Here is a 17,094-nt window from a genome sequence, read left to right on the forward strand (position 1 = left end):
GGGGGTTCCTCTTCCAGTGTGCGGGATGCCCCGGCCGCGCCGTACCGGCCCCCGGCGGCGTCAGTCCTTGGGGCCCTGCTCGCCCTCGCGGCGCCGCAGCTCCTCCTCGCGGCGGCGCAGATCGGCCTCCCAGTCCTTGAGCAGCGCCTCGTCCTTCTTGTTGTCCTCCCGCAGGGAGGCGAGGAACTCGGGGTTGTCGTCGGGGGCGACGTACTGGGTGCGGTGGTTGCGGTGCCACTCAGAAGGGGTGCGGCCGCCCTGCGGGGGCGTGCGCTGCTTGCCCGCGGCCAGCCAGACGATCGGCCCGACGATCCAGAACAGCAGGATGATGAAGACCCAGGCGATCTTCGGGAGGTGCTTCGCCTCGTCCTCGGGCGTGTTCAGGCAGTCGATGAACGCGTAGATCGTCAGGGCCAGCGGGATCAGAAACATCAGGACCCGGAGCATGGTGTGCGCTTCCCCCAAGATGCGATGAGGGGCCCATGCGGCCCCCCGGTGACCGGGCCAGGGTAGCGGTTGCCGGATACTGGACGGCATGGCTTACGACGATCTTCGCTCCCTGCTCCGGGCGCTGGAGCGCGAGGGCGACCTGCAGCGCATCAAGGCCGAGGTCGACCCGTACTTGGAGGTCGGTGAGATCGTCGACCGGGTGAACAAGGCCGGCGGCCCGGCCCTGCTCTTCGAGAACGTGAAGGGCTCCTCGATGCCCCTCGCGATGAATGTCTACGGCACCGACCGCAGGCTGCTGAAGGCGCTCGGCCTGAAGTCGTACGACGACATCAGCGACAAGATCGGCGGTCTGCTCAAGCCCGAGCTGCCGCAGGGCTTCGGCGGGATGCGGGAGGCGTTCGGCAAGCTCGGCGCGATGACGCACGTACCGCCGAAGAAGGTGAAGTCCGGCGACGCGCCCGTCCAGGAGGTCGTCCTCACCGGCGACGACGTGGACCTCGACACGCTCCCGGCGCTGTTCACCTGGCCCGAGGACGGCGGCTCCTTCTTCAATCTGGGGCTGACCCACACCAAGGACCCCGAGTCCGGCGTGCGCAACCTCGGCCTGTACCGCCTCCAGCGCCACGACAAGCGCACCATCGGCATGCACTGGCAGATCCACAAGGACAGCCGCAACCACTACCAGGTGGCCGCCAAGCGGGGCGAGAAGCTGCCCGTCGCGATCGCCTTCGGCTGTCCGCCCGCCGTGACGTACGCCTCCACGGCGCCGCTGCCCGGTGACATCGACGAGTACCTGCTCGCCGGGTTCATCCAGGGCAAGCGCGTCGAGATGGTCGACTGCAAGACCGTCCCGCTCCAGGTCCCGGCCAACGCCGAGGTCGTCATCGAGGGCTGGCTGGAGCCGGGCGAGATGCTGCCGGAGGGCCCCTTCGGCGACCACACCGGGTTCTACACCCCGCAGGAGCCGTTCCCCGCGCTGACGATCGACTGCGTGACGATGCGGCGGCGCCCGCTGCTCCAGTCCATCGTCGTCGGCCGCCCGCCGACCGAGGACGGCCCCCTCGGCCGCGCCACCGAGCGCTTCTTCCTGCCGCTGCTCAAGGTGATCGTCCCGGACATCGTGGACTACCACCTGCCCGAGTCCGGCGGCTTCCACAACTGCGCGATCGTCTCGATCGACAAGAAGTACCCCAAGCACGCGCAGAAGGTGATGAGCGCCGTCTGGGGCGCGCACATGATGTCGCTGACCAAGCTGATCGTCGTCGTCGACTCCGATTGCGATGTCCACGATCTTCATGAAGTCTCGTGGCGGGCCCTGGGCAACACGGACTACGCCCGCGACCTGATGATCACCGAAGGACCCGTCGACCACCTCGACCACGCCTCCTACCAGCAGTTCTGGGGCGGCAAGGCCGGGATCGACGCGACGAGGAAGTGGCCCGAGGAGGGCTACACGCGGGACGGGGGCTGGCCCGAGATGGTCGTCTCCGACCCCCGGACGGCGGCGCTCGTCGACCGCCGCTGGAAGGAGTACGGACTCAAGTGAGCAGCGCCTCAGCAGCCATCCCGCAGCAGCCGGGCCGCACCAAGGCGTTCCTGCGCCTGGTCATGATCGAGCACTCGGTGTTCGCGCTGCCCTTCGCCTACATCGCGTCGCTGACCGCGATGTTCGAGCTGGACAAGAACATCCACTGGGGGCGGCTGCTCCTGGTGACCGTCTGCATGGTCGGCCTGCGCACCTTCGCCATGGCCGCCAACCGGATCATCGACCGCGAGATCGACGCCCGCAACCCGCGCACCGCCCACCGCGAGCTGGTCACCGGCGCGGTGTCGGTGAAGTCCGCGTGGACCGGCGCGCTGATCGCGCTCGTCATCTTCCTGGGCGCGGCGGCCCTGCTGAACCCGCTCTGCCTGGCGCTGGCGCCCATCGCGGTGATCCCGATGGTCGTCTACCCGTACGGCAAGCGGTTCACGAACTTCCCGCAGGCCATCCTGGGTCTCGCCCAGGCGATGGGCCCGATCGGCGCCTGGATCGCGATCACCGGCTCCTGGTCCTGGGACGCGGTCATCCTCGGTCTCGCCGTCGGCATCTGGATCGGCGGCTTCGACCTGATCTACGCCTGCCAGGACGTGGAGACCGACCGCGAGGTCGGCGTGAAGTCCGTCCCCGCCCGCTTCGGCATCCCGGGCGCGATCTGGGGCGCCCGCGCCTGCCACACCGTGGTGACGGCCCTGTTCGTCTGGTACGCGCTCGCCACCGGCGCCGGAGTCTTCTTCTGGCTCGGCCTGGTGATCGTCGCCGCCGCGTTCCTGTACGAGCACACGATCGTCAAGCCGCACGACCTGTCCCGCCTGAACCGGGCGTTCTTCCAGGTCAACGGCTTCATCGGAATCGCGCTCTTCGTGTGCGCGCTGCTTGATCTGCTGGTGCGGGGGCTGACGGTCTGACGGTCCACGACCGTCTGAGGGGTGGGGGGAAAAGTGACGGACGCGTCCGTCGGGGCCGGGGCGTACGCGGCGCGCTGCCGGGAGCTGTACGAGGCCGGGGCGGCCGCCGCCGTGCGCCGGGCCGCGCGGGAGGGCATCGAGCGGTGCGGTCCCGACCCGGAGCTGTGGTGCTGGCTCGGCCTCGGGCACCTCGCCGAGGACGAGGACGACGATGACGACGAGGCCGAGAAGGCGTTCCGCGCCGGTCTCGCCCTGGATCCCGACCATCTGGGCCTGCTCTCCGGATACGCGCGGCTGTGCTTCAACACGGACGGCTTCGACCGGCCCGGCCGGGCGGCACGCGCCGCGGGTCTGCTGCGCCGGATCGAGGAGCTCGCGCCCGACTCCGAGGCGGCCGAAGAGGCACGGGCGGCACAGCGCTGGGCGGGCCGGTCCTGGATCGAGGACGTCGTCGGCAGGACCGCGGTGGAGATGACGCGGAAGCAGGCCGTCGACGAGCAGGTGGCCTACGTCGCCCTCGTCCACGACCAGGCGGCGAACAGCCAGGAGGCGGCACGGATCGCGCGGGCCCACGAGCACCAGTACCCGGAGCACCTCGGCGCCGCGGTACTCGCCGCCACGATGGACGAACTGTCCGGCCCGTGGCGGGCACCCCTGCGGTTCGTCGCCCGGCGCCGGGCCGCGGTGTGGACGGCGGGATTCCTGCTGGCCCTGGCGACGAACGTGGCGCTGCTGTCGACCGACATCGTCCACCAGCCGACCCCGTACGGATTCCTGTGGCTGGTGCCGCTGTGGCTGGCCGACCGGCGGCTCGCGGCGGCCCGCCGGCGCGGCCGGGCCGCCGCCTTCGCCCGCCGCGAGGCCCGGCTGGCCGGTGTCACACCACCTGCTGAGCCGACGCCCCGTCCGCCCGCAGCAGCCGCAGGAACGCCTTGAGCCCGGTGATGATCTCCTGGTTGTCCGTCAGGCGGTTCACCACCGACTCGAACTCGCGGCTCATGGCGTCCAGGCGCTGGTCGGTGCGGTCCGCGCGCTGGTTCGCCGAGATGCCCACCACGTCGAGGGCCTCGTGCAGCCGGGCGAGGGAGCTGTAGGCCTCCTCCGCCATGTGCTCCAGGACCTTGTTGCCTCTCTTGAGGTCGGCGACCTCCTTGCGCACGGCGGCGATGTCGTCGCGCGGGTGGCGCACCTCGCGGTCGAGGGTGACGAGCCGTCGGCGCAGCGCCGAGAAGTAGGCGCCCGCGGGCCGGAAGAACGTACTGAGCAGGTAGCAGCCCGCGAGCCAGTAGCCCGCCGACCGGCCGGTGGCCACCGCGACGGCGACCGCGGCCGCCCCCGTGAACAGATGCGCGCCGATCGCCGTCCGCAGCATGACCTTGGCGATCCGGGCGGCCTCCGCGTCCCGGTCACCCGGCACGGCCAGCCCCTTCTCCCGGCTGACACCCGCCTCGTGCACCACGGAACGGGCCCGGAAGTAGAGATTCCACGGAACGGTCAGCAGCAGCACCAGCCACAGCAGACACAGCGCGCCGCCGGCGGCGAGCAACAGTGTCTCGGCCTCCACGCCGAAGACACGGACCAGGACGAGCGCGACGGCGGACGCCGCGCCGCACACCACCAGATAGCGGAGCTTCATGCCCCCACGGTGCGCCGCGACGGGGAGCGGCACATGCGTACGGCTACTCAGCCGCGTACTCAGCCCGTGGGCCGGGGCGGCCGGGGCGGTCTGCGCAGCGCGAACGCCGCCGCCACGCCCGCGATCAGGCCGATCAGATGGCCCTGCCAGCTGACTCCCTCGTTCGCCGGGGAGAGGCCCGCCAGGAACGTCGTGCCCCAGTAGGCCGCTATCAGCAGGCCGACCACGATGCCCAGCGGGCGGCGCTCGGCGAAGCCGCTGAGCACCACGAAGCCGAAGAGGCCGAATATCAGGCCCGACGCGCCCGCCGTGTTCGTGTGCTCGGGGGCCACCAGCCACACCCCGAGCCCGTCCGCGACGATGATCAGCGCGCAGGCCAGGAAGAAGCGGCGCAGGCCTTGGAGCGCGGCGACGAAACCGAGGACCAGCAGCGGCACCGAGTTCGCCGCGACGTGGGCGAAGCCGAAGTGGACGAAGGCCGCCGGGACCACGTCGATCAGCTCGGAGGGCTCGCGCGGCTGGATGCCGAAGGTGTCGAGGGCGTGCCCGGACACCACGTCGACCGCTTCGAGCAGCCACAGCAGGGCCACCCAGAGGATCATCACCTTGCCGGCCGCCAACGCGCGCCCGCCCGCGGTCCCCGTCTTCCGCTCCCGCGCCTCGTACACCATCTCAGCCCCGTCCCCCCGGACCCCGCCCGTCATCGATCACAACGCCCCCGGCCCCTGGTCAAGTTCCCCCACGAGCATGCCGGATAGGCTCGGGTGTGTGGAGCACGTCAACGCAACCAGCCGCACACCGTGGGTCGTCGGGGTGTCCGGCGCCTCGGGAACCCCGTACGCCGCCTCGGTGCTGCGCGCCCTGCTGCGGGCGGGCGAGGCCGTCGACCTGATCGTCTCGCGGGCCTCGCGGCTCACGCTGCTCGACGAGACCGGCATCTCCTTCCGGGACGCGCACTGGCGCGAGGACCTGGGGGAGTGGCTGGCGCGGGGCGCCGACGGCAAGCCGGGGACGTTCACCGGCCTCGATCTGAGCGACGTGCGGTACTGGGCCGCGGGCGATCTCGCCGCCGGCCCGTCGTCCGGGTCGTACCCGGTCAAGGGCATGATCATCGTGCCCGCGTCGACGGCGAGCGTGGCCGGTGTGGCGCTCGGGCTCTCCAAGGACCTGCTCCAGCGCGCGGCGAGCGTGACGCTGAAGGAGCGCCGCCCGCTGGTCGTCACGGTGCGCGAGACCCCGCTGACCGGTCAGACCCTGCGGCACCTGGTGACGCTGGACGAGGCGGGCGCGGTCGTGCTCCCCGCGTCGCCGGCGTTCTACGCGGGAGCGACCCACATCCAGGACCTCGTGGACTTCGTCGCGGGCCGGACCCTGGACGCGGCGGGCGTGCCGCACACGCTGTTCCGCCGGTGGGAGGGAGAGCTGGGCGGGGGCTCGCGCGCGAACTAGCGCGGGACGGCTCTTCTCGGCTGCGCTTTGGAAATTGCTGGGCGTTTTCCCAGCCAACCTTGGATTCCACACGTAAACTCGCGTCAACGCTGAATAATGAAAGGCTTTGGACCTATGGACGCCGTGGACAGGCAGCTCATCCAGGCCCTGCGCGAGAACGGCCGCGCCTCGTATGCGGAATTGGGCCGTCTCGTCGGTCTGTCCGGGCCGAGCGTCACCGACCGCATCAACCGCCTGGAGGCGGCCGGCGTCATCACCGGCTACCGCGCCACCGTCGACTCGGCCTCGCTCGGCCTGGGCGTCACCGCGCTCATCGGCATCTCGCTCTCCGACGCCACCGACCACGAGGACGTCGCCCAGCGCCTGAAGGACCTGCACGAGATCGAGGACTGCTGGTTCATCGCGGGCGACGACTCGTACATGCTCAAGGTGCGGGCCAGTGACGTCGACGGCCTGGAGCGGACCATCCGCCGGCTCAGCGGCACCAAGGGCGTCTCCCGCACCCGCACGACGATCGTGCTGTCCACCAAGTGGGAGAACCGGGTCGGGGAGCTTCCCGAAGAGGCGTGAGCGGGCCCGTCGGCGCGACGGCGTACGGTGGGCGGAGTCTTTGATTGAGGAGAGGTACCGGCATGGACGCAGGGCTCAAGCGCGAGCTGGAGCAGAAGGTCAGGGACGGTGAGCGGCTGTCCCGCGAGGACGGCATCGCGCTCTACGACTCGGACGACCTGGCCTGGCTCGGCGGCCTCGCCCATGAGGTGCGCACGCGCAAGAACGGCGACGTCGTGCACTTCAACGTGAACCGTCACCTCAACATGACGAACGTGTGCACCGCCTCCTGCGCCTACTGCTCGTTCCAGCGCAAGCCGGGCGAGAAGGACGCGTACACGATGCGCATCGAGGAGGCCGTCAAGCTCGCCAAGGCGATGGAGTCGGAGAACCTCACCGAGCTGCACATCGTCAACGGCCTGCACCCGAACCTGCCGTGGCGCTACTACCCGCGCTCCCTGAAGGCCCTCAAGGAGGCCCTGCCGGACGTCGGCCTCAAGGCGTTCACGGCCACCGAGATCCACCACTTCGAGAAGATCTCCGGGCTCTCCGCGTCCGACATCCTCGACGAGCTGATCGAGGCCGGTCTGGAGTCGCTGACCGGCGGCGGCGCCGAGATCTTCGACTGGGAGGTCCGGCAGCACATCGTCGACCACGACACCCACTGGGAGGACTGGTCGCGGATCCACCGCCTGGCGCACGAGAAGGGGCTCAAGACCCCCTCGACGATGCTGTACGGGCACATCGAGGAGCCCCGGCACCGCGTCGACCACGTGCTGCGCCTGCGCGAACTCCAGGACGAGACCGGCGGCTTCCAGGTCTTCATCCCGCTGCGCTACCAGCACGACTTCGTCGACATGAAGGACGGCAAGGTCAGGAACCGCCTCCAGGAGCGGACGACCATGGCGACCGGCGCCGAGGCCCTGAAGACCTTCGCGGTCTCGCGTCTCCTCTTCGACAACGTGCCGCACGTGAAGTGCTTCTGGGTCATGCACGGGCTGCACACCACGCAGCTCGCGCTCCAGCACGGGGCCGACGACATGGACGGCTCGGTCGTCGAGTACAAGATCACGCACGACGCCGACAATTACGGGACGCCGAACAAGCTGACCCGCGAGGACCTGCTGGACCTCATCCGCGACGCCGGGTTCCGGCCCGTCGAGCGCAACACCCGTTACGAGATCATCCGCGAGTACGAGGGCGCCGACCCGGCCCGCCGCGACGAGCCGCAGCCGATGCGGGTCTGAGTTTTTCCGGGTCCGGCTGTCGGGCGCGCCTCTCGTCGTGGCCGGTCGCGCAGTTCCCCGCGCCCCTGAGACGAGCTCCGCTCGTCCAGGGGTCGCCCCGCCGACCTGGGGTGCTTTGTCGCGTGCTTCACTGGAAGGGCGCTCGTCCTGTAAGAGGACCTTTTCGGAACGGAAGAGTGGATTGACATGTTCCGCTACACGCTGATGCGCCTCGGGATCTTCGTGGGCTGCTTCCTCGTCGTCTGGGGTCTCGTCGCCACCGGCATCGTCCCGCGCGGCCTCGGCGGCTCGAACTACCTCTGGATCATCCTGCTCTCCCTGGTGATCTCCGCGCCGCTGAGCTTCGTGCTGCTGCGCAAGGAGCGCGACCGCGCCTCCGAGAAGATCGTCGCCCGCGTGGACCGCGCGAAGGCGAACATGGAGGCCAGCCGCACCATGGAGGACGAGGCGGACGACGCCGCCCGCGCGAACCGCGCGTAACTTACGTCACACGCAGGCCCCGGCCCCGGCACCGCACTGGTGTCGGGGCGCCTGTGTTTTCAAGGTAAATACGGCTTAAGGGGCATGCGGGCAGTGCACCCTACCCAAAGAAGCCCTTTGATGTTCTCAAAGCGCCGGTGTTAACGTTCCCGACATGAAGACGACAGCCGCGCCCCGCATCACCACGAGCGTCCCGCTCGTGGAGCGCCTGCACGTCGATCTCTGCCGCTGCATGTCCGCGGCCTGTCGCGCCTGAGCGCGCATCCCGATGCAGCGACGCCGTTGACCTCGTAACACGGTCGCCGCTCCCGTACGAAGCGAAGCCTCGCTGATCCCCGTACGCCCCCCCGCCTTGTCCCCCGCGTGTCATCACTGGAGTGCTTCCGTGTCCGCGAACACCACCCCCGCCGACGCGAAGCCGGCCTCCCCGAAGTCCGGCTTCCGTATACCGAAGGTCCCGTTCTGGGCGCAGATCGTGGGCGGTCTCGTCCTCGGTGTGCTGCTCGGCTGGCTGGCCCGCAGCCAGGACATCTCCTGGCTCGTCACCACGCTCGACAAGATCGGCGGCATCTTCATCCAGCTGCTGAAGCTGGCCGTCGCCCCGCTCGTCTTCTTCGCGATCCTGGTGTCGATCACCAACCTGCGCAAGGTCAACAACGCCGCGCGCCTCGCCACCCGCACCCTGCTCTGGTTCATGATCACGTCGCTGATCGCGGTCGCCATCGGCCTCGTCATCGGCCTGGTCACCAACCCGGGCGCGGGCACCGGCCTGACCCCGAAGGACGGCGGCAAGCCGGACCACGCGGGCTCCTGGATCGACTTCCTGACGGGCATCATCCCGACCGACGTCATCACGCCGTTCACCCAGCTGAACGTCCTGCAGATCGTCTTCATGGCCGCCGTCGCCGGTATCGCGATCCTCCAGATCGGCGAGAAGGCCAAGCCGATCCTGACCCTGTCGGAGTCGATCCTCGAACTCCTCCAGAAGGCCCTGTGGTGGGTCATCAAGCTGGCCCCGCTCGGCACCGTCGGCCTCATCGGCTACGCGATCGCCACCTACGGCTGGGACCTCATCAGCAAGTACGCGACCTTCACCGCCGACATCTACGTCGGCTGCGCCCTGGTCCTCTTCGGCGTCTACCCGCTGCTGCTCGCGACCGTCGCCAAGCTGAACCCGGTGCAGTTCTTCAAGGGCGCCTGGCCCGCCATCCAGCTGGCCTTCGTCTCCCGCTCCTCGGTCGGCACCATGCCGCTCACCCAGAAGGTCACCGAGCGCCTCGGCGTCCCGAAGGAGTACGCGTCCTTCTCCGTGCCGTTCGGCGCCACCACCAAGATGGACGGCTGCGCCGCGATCTACCCGGCGATCGCCGCGATCTTCGTCGCGCAGATCTTCGACATCAACCTCGGCATCGGTGACTACCTGCTCATCGCCTTCGTCTCGGTGGTCGGTTCCGCCGCGACGGCCGGTCTGACGGGCGCCACGGTCATGCTGACCCTGACCCTGTCGACGCTGGGCCTGCCGATGGAGGGCGTCGGCCTGCTCCTCGCGATCGACCCGATCCTCGACATGATGCGCACGGCCACGAACGTCGCCGGCCAGGCGCTCGTCCCGGTGATCGTCTCCGCCCGCGAGAACATCCTGGACCGCGAGGCCTACGACCACGCCACCTCGTCCCCGGTGGACGAGCCGCAGCAGGTGGCCGTCGCCGCCTGACGCGTCCCCCGGCTCGCACCACCCGGCGCACCGTGCCCCGTCTCCCGGATCTCCGGGGGCGGGGCACGGTCGTGCGCGGACGTAGGCTGAGCGGTGAACGGAGCACGTGGGAGAGGCGGCTGGGGTGGGCGGCGAGGACAGGGCCGAGGCGGCGCGGCAGAAGCGGTTGCCGCGGGCCGAGCGCGAGAAGCAGATGCTGGACGCGGCGGTACGGGTGTTCGGCGAGCGCGGCTACCGGGCGGCCTCGATGGACGAGATCGCCGAACTGGCCGGGGTCTCCAAGCCGCTGGTCTATCTGTACCTGAACTCGAAGGAAGAGCTCTTCACCGCCTGCATCCGCCGGGAGTCCGCCGCGCTGATCGCCGCCGTGCGGGACGGGGTCCGCACCGACGCCGCCGCCGACCGCCAGCTCTGGGAAGGGCTCACCGCCTTCTTCACGCACACCGCCGAGCACCCCGACGGGTGGGCGGTGCTGCACAGCCAGGCGCGGTCGGGCGGGGACCCGTTCGTCGCCGAGGTCGGTGTGATGCGGGACGAGATCGTCGCCTTCGTGACCGCGCTGATCGCCGCCGCGGCCCGGGAGGCGCACGGCGATCCCGAACTCGCCGAGCGGGAGGTCACCGGGCTCGCCCAGGCGCTCGTCGGCGCGGCCGAGGCGCTGGCCGGCTGGGCCAACTCCGACCGGTCCGTCTCCGCCGGGGAGGCCGCGGCGACCATGATGAACTTCGCCTGGTCCGGGCTCGGCAATCTGATGGACGGGCGGCGCTGGTCAGCGCGGTAGCGCGGTCACCTCGCCGGTCAGATGGACCCGGCCGCCGTCCTTGCCGGACCGCAGCTCGAAGGCCGGGCCCTGGGCCGCGTACGTCACCGTGCCCGGCAGCAGCACCGGCGCCCTGAACCGGGCCCGTACGCGGACGGGCCCGTGCGCGCCGAACTCCGCCAGGCACCGGGCCACCGTCCACATGCCGTGCGCGATGGCGCGCGGGAAGCCGAAGGCGCGGGCCGTGAGCGGGTGCAGGTGGATGGGGTTGCGGTCACCGGAGGCCGCGCCGTAGCGCCGCCCGAGGTCCCCGGCGAGCCGCCACTCGGTGCCGCCCGGGATCGGGTCAGGCTTCTCCTGCTCCTCCGGCGCCGGGGTGTCCGTGCGGTGCCGGGCGAGATACGTGCTGGTCGACTCCCATACGGGCGTCTCGCCGGTGTCGCCCGTGGGGCGCAGGGCGGTGACGAGGACGGCCTCGGTGCCGCGGTGGTGGGGGCGCAGCTCGGGGACGGCCACGGTCAGTTCGTAGGTGTCGGCCGGGGACAGGTCCCGTTGCTGGGTGATCTCGATCGAGGTGTGCACGAGGCCGAGCAGCGGCAGCGGGAACGCGCGGGCCGACATCAGGCGCATGGCGAGGGGGAAGCCCAGGATGTGCGGGTAGGTGACCGGGAGTTCGTCGCGGGTGGTGGGGTAGGCGCAGACGCGCTCGAACGCCGTGAGGTGCTCCGCGCGGATCCGGAGTTCCGTGATCCGGGCCGGGTCTCCGGGCGGGGGTGGAGGGGTGCCGGTGGGGCGGGGCCGCTTGAACGGCGACTGAAGCGCTCCGCGCAGCATCAGGGGGAGCAGGGCCGGGGTCGTCATGGTGGCGGGTCCTTGGGGTGGTGGGGTGGGGGCCGGTCGGGGTGTCGGTCGTCCGCGGCCCGGTGGGGCTTCTCGCGCAGTTCCCCGCGCCCCTGAGAGGCCTGCGGCCTTCAGGGGAGGCTGCGCGCAGCGCATGCCTCAGGGGCGCGGGGAACTGCGCGACCAGCCACAACAAAAGCCGCGCCACGGAACCCGGTGTCAGCGGAGCGTCAGGCTCCGAGGAGGCTTTGGCCGCAGACCCGGACGACCTGACCGTTGACGGCACCGGACGCCGCGAACCAGGACGTCGTCTCGGCGACGTCCACCGGAAGCCCACCCTGCCCGAGGGAGTTCATCCGGCGCCCGGCCTCCCGGATGAACAACGGAACCGCCGCCGTCATCTTGGTCTCGATGAACCCGGGCGCGACGGCGTTCACGGTCACCCCGTGCTCGGCGAGCGCGCGCGGCGCGAGCGAGCGGACGAGCCCGACGATGCCGGCCTTGCTGGCGGCGTAGTTGGTCTGCCCGGAGTTGCCCGCGATCCCGGCGATGGAGGCGGTGGCCACGACGGCCCCGCCGCGCCGCACGGCCCCTTCCTTGAGCAGCGCGTCGGTGGTGCGCAGCACACTGGCGAGGTTCACGTCGAGCACCGAACTCCACCGCTCGGCGGGCATGTTGGCGAGCCGCCGGTCCCGGGTGATGCCCGCGTTGTGGACCAGGACGTCCAGCCCGTCGGGCACGAACCCGGCGATGCGCTCACCGGCGTCCCCGGCCGTGATGTCGAGCGGCAGCGCCCGCCCGCCGAGCCGCTCCGCGACCTTCGCCAGGTCGGCCTCGGCGGACGGCACGTCGAGCAGCACGACCCGCGCGCCGTCGCGGACGAGCGTCTCGGCGACGGCCTCCCCGATCCCGCGCGCGGCGCCGGTGATCAGCGCGGTGCGCCCGGCGAGCGGCCGCGCCCAGTCCTCGGGGGCCGTCGACTCGGCTCCCGCGGCGCCGACTTCGACCACCTGGCCGCTGACGTAGGCGGACTTGGGGGAGAGCAGGAAGCGCAGGGTGGACTCGGCGCCGGCCACCGGACCCGCGACCCGCACCAGGTTCACGGTCCGGCCGCGCCCGATCTCCTTGCCGAGCGAGCGGACGAAGCCCTCCAGGCCCTGCTGCACCGCGGCCTGGTGGTGGTCGTCGGCCGACGGCCGGGCGCCGAGCACGACGACCCGGCCGCCGCTCGCGACGGACCGTACGACGGGGTGCAGCACGGCGTGCACCTCGGCGAGCGTGTCGATGTCGGCCACGGCGGTGGCGTCCACGACGACGACGGCGGGGCGCTCGGCGCTGGTGACGACGGTGAGCCCGGTGCCGCCCAGCATCCCGGCCAGCTCATCCCCGTACGCGGACGAACCCGCCGTGACGTGGAGCAACGGCCCCTCAAGGGTGGGGTGTTCGGGGGAGAAGCGGCGCAGCGGCGCCGGTTGCGGCAGCCCGAGGCGCTTGGTCAGGAAGCGGCCCGGGGCCGTGCCGGTGAAGTTCAGATAGCGGTCGGCCATTGTCCAACTCCCTGCTCGGTCGTAAATTTACTTCGGAGTAAGGTTACTCAGTAGTCAGGAGTTGTCGAGATGGCCTCAGCGAAAACCGCGAAAACCCCGGCGAGCCCGGCGGCGGGGGTGCCGCGTCGCGTCGCCGTCGTGGCCGGCAGCCGGATCCCCTTCGCCCGCTCCGACGGCCCGTACGCGACCGCGTCGAACCAGCAGATGCTGACCGCCGCGCTCGACGGCCTCGTGGAGCGCTGCGCGCTGCAAGAGCCGGGCTCCGTGGGCGAGTTCGTGGCCGGAGCGGTCCTCAAGCACAGCCGGGACTTCAACCTCGCGCGCGAGACGGTGCTCGGCTCGAAGCTCGATCCGCGCACCCCCGCGTACGACATCCAGCAGGCCTGCGGCACCGGCCTGCAAGCCGTGATCGCCGCCGCCAACAAGATCGCCCTCGGCCAGACCGAGAGCGCGGTCGCGGGCGGCTCGGACACGGCCAGCGACGCCCCGCTCGGCGTCAACGACGACCTGCGCAAGATCCTCCTCGAAGCACGCCGGGCGAAGTCCGCGGGCGCCCGGCTCAAGGCCCTCGCCCGGATCAGGCCCGGCCACCTCGTCCCCGACATCCCGCGCAACGCCGAGCCGCGCACCGGCCTGTCGATGGGCGAGCACGCCGCGGTCACCGCCCGCGCGTGGGGCATCGCGCGCGAGGCCCAGGACGAACTGGCCGCCACCAGCCACCAGCGGCTCGCCGCCGCGTACGACCGCGGGTTCCTCGACGACCTGGTCGTGCCCTACCGCGGACTGGAGCGCGACCAGAACCTCCGCCCCGGCTCGACCGTCGAGAAACTGGCCACGCTCAAGCCGGTGTTCGGCACGAAGCAGCCCGGCGCGACCATGACGGCGGGCAACTCCACGCCGCTGACCGACGGCGCGGCCGTCGTGCTGCTGGCGAGCGAGGAGTGGGCCGAGGCCCGCGGACTCGCCCCGCTCGCCTATCTGACCGCGTACGAGACGGCCGCCGTGGACTTCGCCGGAGAGGGCGGGGACGTCACGCGCGAGGGCGGCGACGGCCTGCTCATGGCGCCCGCGTACGCCGTGCCCCGGATGCTGGAGCGGGCCGGGCTCGGCATCGAGGACATCGACCTGTACGAGGTGCACGAGGCGTTCGCCTCCCAGGTGCTCGCCACCCTCGCGGCCTGGGAGAAGCAGGGCCTCGCACCGGTCGACCGGGACCGGCTCAACATCGCCGGATCCTCCCTCGCCACCGGCCACCCCTTCGCCGCGACCGGCGCCCGTATCGTCGCCACCCTCGCCAAACTCCTCTCGGAGCGCGAGGGTTCGGGGCGCGGTCTCATCTCCGTCTGCGCCGCGGGCGGCCAGGGCGTGACCGCGATCCTCGAACGCGCCTGAGGGCTGAGGGGTTACGGGGACTGGGGATCCAGCTTCAGCATGGCCTCCTCGTCCGGGGAACCGGCCGGCGCCTGGTACGTCACCAGGCGCTGGCCGCCGGTCCTGGCCAGCCGCATGACCTCGTACGTCAAGGTCATCGCGCCCGCCTTCGGGTGGGCGAAGGTCTTGGTGCCGCCGCTGCGCTCGTCCACGTCGTAGCGGTCCCAGATGCGGGTGAACTCCGGTGACTTGAGTAGCAGTTCACCGACCAGCGCGGTCAGTCGCGGATCGTCCGGGTCGCCGCCCGCGATGGCCCGCAGATGAGCCACCGACTTGATCACCGTCTCCTCCCACGGCACGTACAGCTCGCGGCCGACCGGGTGCAGGAAGAGATAGCGGGTGATGCTGCGCTGCTCGGCCGGCCAGTCCCACAGGCCCGGCAGCAGCCGGCGGCCCGACGGGTTCGCGGCGAGCATGACGTTGTAGCGGTTGACGACGTACGCGGGCAGCGGGCGCAGCGCCTCCAGCATGGTCAGCACCGACGGGCGCACCGTGTCGTCGTCGGTGGGGCGCGGCTCGTCGGAGTCGGCGGTCCGGCCGGAGGCCAGCTCGGCCAGGTCGTGCAGCCGCTCGTAGGCGTCGCCGCGCAGCCGCAGCGCGCGGCCGATGGCGTCGATCACGGCCGTCGACGGATTCGTCTCGCGGCCCCGCTCCAGGCGCGTGTAGTAGTCCACGCTCACCCCGGAGAGCGTCGCCAGCTCCTCGCGGCGCAGGCCCGGGGTGCGGCGCAGTCCGGTGCCCGCGGGCAGGCCGGCGTCGGCGGGGGTGACCTGGGCCCTGCGGGCGCGCAGGTAGCGGCCCAGTTCCGTGGTTTCAGCCATGCGTTCCATTCTCCACGGCCGCCCGGCGCGGTGAGGGGGTGTGTCAGGGCCAGGAACGAGGCACCCCGGTGAAGCGCGGCCTGCCACCTTCGCGCCGCCGGGCCCAGAGTGGTCGTCGTAGCGAGTGGCCGGGGGCTTCGGGCCCAGGGAGTGCATGTCACAGGGCCGCGGCCCGGGACCCCCGCCCACTCGCCCGTACCGGATCGACCGGATCGACCGGACCTGCCTGGAGGCTCGCGTGACCACCGTCGTCGCCACACCCACCGCCCGCGTGGCGGACGCCGCGGCCGTACCCGGCCGCCGGCCGCCCGCCGTCTTCGCCCTGATCGCCGCGCTGCTCGGCTTCACCGTCATCACCATCGACGTCTCGGCGGTGAACATCGCGCTGCCCGCCGTCGGCGCCTCCCTGCACGGCGGCATGACCGGCCTGCAGTGGGTCGTCGACGCCTACACGCTGCTCTTCGCCGGGCTGATGCTGTCGGCCGGCGCGCTCGCCGACCGGGCCGGGGCCCGCCGCGCCTACGCCTTCGGCGTCGGCCTGTTCACCCTCGCCTCCCTGGCCTGCGGGCTCGCCCCCGGCATCGGCACGCTCGTCGCGGCGCGCGTGGTGCAGGGCGCGGCGGCGGCCGTCGTCATGCCGGCCTCGCTGTCGCTGATCCGGCAGGCCTACGACGACGCGCGGCACCGGGCGCGGGCCATCGCGCTGTGGACGGTGGGCGGTTCGGTCGCCATGGCCGCGGGGCCGGTGCTCGGCGGTGTGCTGACCGAGTCGGTCGGCTGGCGGGCCGTGTTCTTCCTCAACCTGCCCGTCGGCGCGGCCATCCTGGCGCTGCTCGGCAAGGTCGCGCCGTCGCCGCGCAGGCCCGCCCCGATCGATGTTCCCGGGCAGGTCACGGCCGTGCTCGCGCTGGCCGGGCTGACCTTCGCCGTGATCGAGGGCGGGCACGCGGGCTGGACCTCGGTGCCGGTGCTCGGTTCGCTCGCCGTCGCCGTGATCTCCGCCGTCGCCTTCCGGGCCGTCGAGAAGCGGCACCGGGCGCCCGTGGTGCCGCCGGCCATGCTGCGCGACCGGACCGTCGCCGTCTCGCTCGCCGTCGGCTTCGCCGTCAACCTCGCCTTCTACGGCCTGGTCTTCCTGCTCGGGCTCTACCTTCAGCAGGCGCGGGGCATGTCCGCCCTGTCCGCGGGGCTGGTCTTCGTTCCGCTCGCCGTGATCATCACCTCCACGAATCTGGTCTCCCCGCGCGTCGCCGAGCGCATCGGCCGCCGGCCCGTCATCGTCATCGGCCAACTCGTCCTGGCGCTCGCCATGTTCGTCCTTCTCCCGCTCGACGCCGGTACGCCGATGTGGCTGGTGCTGCTGCTTCTGGTGCCGACCGGGCTCGGCGGAGCGTTCGCGGTGCCCGCGCTGACGGCGCTCCTGATGGACGCGGTGCCGGGGCCCCGGGCCGGGATCGCCTCGGGGCTGCTGAACGCTCTGCGGCAGACCGGTGGGGCGCTGGCCGTGGCGCTGTTCGGGTCGCTGGTGGCGGGGGCCGGGTTTTCCCTGCCGGGGATGCGGGTCAGCCTTGTCGTCGCGGGGTGTGTGCTGCTGGTGACGTCGCTGCTGGCCCGGCTGTTCCTCCCGGGAAAGGACCAGTGACGGTTCCCGTTCGCCCGGGCCCTGGGTTGTTCTTCGGGCGCGCCACCGTCGTGGCTGGTCGCGCAGTTCCCCGCGCCCCT

At 71.6% G+C, this 17,094-nt stretch carries 17 protein-coding genes; 11 read left to right on the forward strand and 6 right to left on the reverse strand.

Features of this window, described 5'->3' with window-relative positions; genetic code table 11:
- Positions 1–60: 60 nt before the first annotated feature.
- A complete protein-coding gene (locus ABII15_RS22190) occupies positions 61–447 on the reverse strand; it encodes a PLD nuclease N-terminal domain-containing protein (protein WP_353944066.1) in 387 nt (128 codons plus the stop codon).
- Between the two features lie 88 nt (positions 448–535).
- On the opposite strand from ABII15_RS22190, the gene ABII15_RS22195 reads away from it, so the two are divergent.
- From ABII15_RS22195 to ABII15_RS22205, 3 genes are read left to right on the forward strand one after another with little or no spacing between them, the layout of a single operon-like run.
- Positions 536–1,996 (forward strand): menaquinone biosynthesis decarboxylase, encoded by a 1,461-nt coding sequence (locus ABII15_RS22195; RefSeq protein ID WP_353944067.1) that lies wholly within the window; start codon positions 536–538, stop codon positions 1,994–1,996.
- Positions 1,993–2,898, forward strand: a complete 906-nt coding sequence (gene mqnP, locus ABII15_RS22200; RefSeq protein ID WP_353944068.1) for a menaquinone biosynthesis prenyltransferase MqnP — start codon at positions 1,993–1,995, stop codon at positions 2,896–2,898. Before ABII15_RS22195 ends, mqnP begins: the two co-directional genes overlap by 4 nt.
- Before the next feature lie 33 nt (positions 2,899–2,931).
- Complete coding sequence (locus ABII15_RS22205) at positions 2,932–3,834, forward strand: hypothetical protein (protein WP_353944069.1); 903 nt, start codon at positions 2,932–2,934, stop codon at positions 3,832–3,834.
- Here the strand turns inward: ABII15_RS22205 and ABII15_RS22210 are convergent.
- Together ABII15_RS22210 and ABII15_RS22215 are read right to left on the reverse strand one after the other, a co-directional pair.
- Positions 3,776–4,534, reverse strand: a complete 759-nt coding sequence (locus tag ABII15_RS22210; RefSeq protein ID WP_353944070.1) for a hypothetical protein — start codon at positions 4,532–4,534, stop codon at positions 3,776–3,778. The genes ABII15_RS22205 and ABII15_RS22210 overlap by 59 nt on opposite strands.
- 59 nt (positions 4,535–4,593) lie before the next feature.
- Positions 4,594–5,205 carry a rhomboid family intramembrane serine protease gene (locus ABII15_RS22215; RefSeq protein ID WP_353944071.1) on the reverse strand — a complete coding sequence of 204 codons (612 nt, stop codon included), beginning with the start codon at positions 5,203–5,205 and terminating at the stop codon, positions 4,594–4,596.
- Positions 5,206–5,281: 76 nt separating this feature from the next.
- Between ABII15_RS22215 and ABII15_RS22220 the strand changes: the two genes are divergently transcribed.
- The 6 genes from ABII15_RS22220 to ABII15_RS22245 all read left to right on the forward strand — a co-directional run bounded on the left by ABII15_RS22220 (position 5,282) and on the right by ABII15_RS22245 (position 10,754).
- Positions 5,282–5,983 carry a UbiX family flavin prenyltransferase gene (locus ABII15_RS22220; RefSeq protein WP_353944072.1) on the forward strand — a complete coding sequence of 234 codons (702 nt, stop codon included), beginning with the start codon at positions 5,282–5,284 and terminating at the stop codon, positions 5,981–5,983.
- Between the two features lie 114 nt (positions 5,984–6,097).
- Positions 6,098–6,553, forward strand: coding sequence for an Lrp/AsnC family transcriptional regulator (locus tag ABII15_RS22225; RefSeq protein ID WP_353944073.1), 456 nt, complete (start codon positions 6,098–6,100; stop codon positions 6,551–6,553).
- A 62-nt stretch (positions 6,554–6,615) separates the two neighbouring features.
- The gene (mqnE, locus tag ABII15_RS22230; protein WP_351454160.1) at positions 6,616–7,779 is read left to right on the forward strand and encodes an aminofutalosine synthase MqnE; all 1,164 of its coding nucleotides are present in this window, start codon (positions 6,616–6,618) and stop codon (positions 7,777–7,779) included.
- Positions 7,780–7,965: 186 nt separating this feature from the next.
- Positions 7,966–8,259, forward strand: a complete 294-nt coding sequence (locus ABII15_RS22235) for a DUF4229 domain-containing protein (protein ID WP_353944074.1) — start codon at positions 7,966–7,968, stop codon at positions 8,257–8,259.
- A 385-nt stretch (positions 8,260–8,644) separates the two neighbouring features.
- Complete coding sequence (locus ABII15_RS22240; RefSeq protein ID WP_353944075.1) at positions 8,645–9,973, forward strand: dicarboxylate/amino acid:cation symporter; 1,329 nt, start codon at positions 8,645–8,647, stop codon at positions 9,971–9,973.
- Between the two features lie 193 nt (positions 9,974–10,166).
- The gene (locus ABII15_RS22245) at positions 10,167–10,754 is read left to right on the forward strand and encodes a helix-turn-helix domain-containing protein (RefSeq protein ID WP_353947152.1); all 588 of its coding nucleotides are present in this window, start codon (positions 10,167–10,169) and stop codon (positions 10,752–10,754) included.
- Here ABII15_RS22245 and ABII15_RS22250 read toward each other — a convergent pair.
- Both ABII15_RS22250 and ABII15_RS22255 read right to left on the reverse strand, forming a co-directional pair.
- Positions 10,743–11,594 (reverse strand): MaoC/PaaZ C-terminal domain-containing protein, encoded by an 852-nt coding sequence (locus ABII15_RS22250; protein ID WP_353944076.1) that lies wholly within the window; start codon positions 11,592–11,594, stop codon positions 10,743–10,745. The genes ABII15_RS22245 and ABII15_RS22250 overlap by 12 nt on opposite strands.
- Positions 11,595–11,803: 209 nt before the next feature.
- On the reverse strand, positions 11,804–13,120 hold the full coding sequence (locus tag ABII15_RS22255) for a 3-oxoacyl-ACP reductase (RefSeq protein WP_353944077.1): 1,317 nt from the start codon (positions 13,118–13,120) through the stop codon (positions 11,804–11,806).
- Positions 13,121–13,189: 69 nt separating this feature from the next.
- On the opposite strand from ABII15_RS22255, the gene ABII15_RS22260 reads away from it, so the two are divergent.
- Positions 13,190–14,512 (forward strand): acetyl-CoA C-acetyltransferase, encoded by a 1,323-nt coding sequence (locus ABII15_RS22260; protein WP_353944078.1) that lies wholly within the window; start codon positions 13,190–13,192, stop codon positions 14,510–14,512.
- 11 nt (positions 14,513–14,523) lie between these two features.
- Here ABII15_RS22260 and ABII15_RS22265 read toward each other — a convergent pair whose 3' ends face one another.
- A complete protein-coding gene (locus tag ABII15_RS22265; protein ID WP_353944079.1) occupies positions 14,524–15,372 on the reverse strand; it encodes a helix-turn-helix transcriptional regulator in 849 nt (282 codons plus the stop codon).
- A gap of 238 nt (positions 15,373–15,610) precedes the next feature.
- On the opposite strand from ABII15_RS22265, the gene ABII15_RS22270 reads away from it, so the two are divergent.
- The gene (locus ABII15_RS22270; protein ID WP_353944080.1) at positions 15,611–17,014 is read left to right on the forward strand and encodes an MFS transporter; all 1,404 of its coding nucleotides are present in this window, start codon (positions 15,611–15,613) and stop codon (positions 17,012–17,014) included.
- Positions 17,015–17,094: the final 80 nt, after the last annotated feature.

The organism is Streptomyces sp. HUAS MG91, from assembly GCF_040529335.1.
Classification (GTDB): Bacteria; Actinomycetota; Actinomycetes; order Streptomycetales; family Streptomycetaceae; genus Streptomyces; species Streptomyces tabacisoli.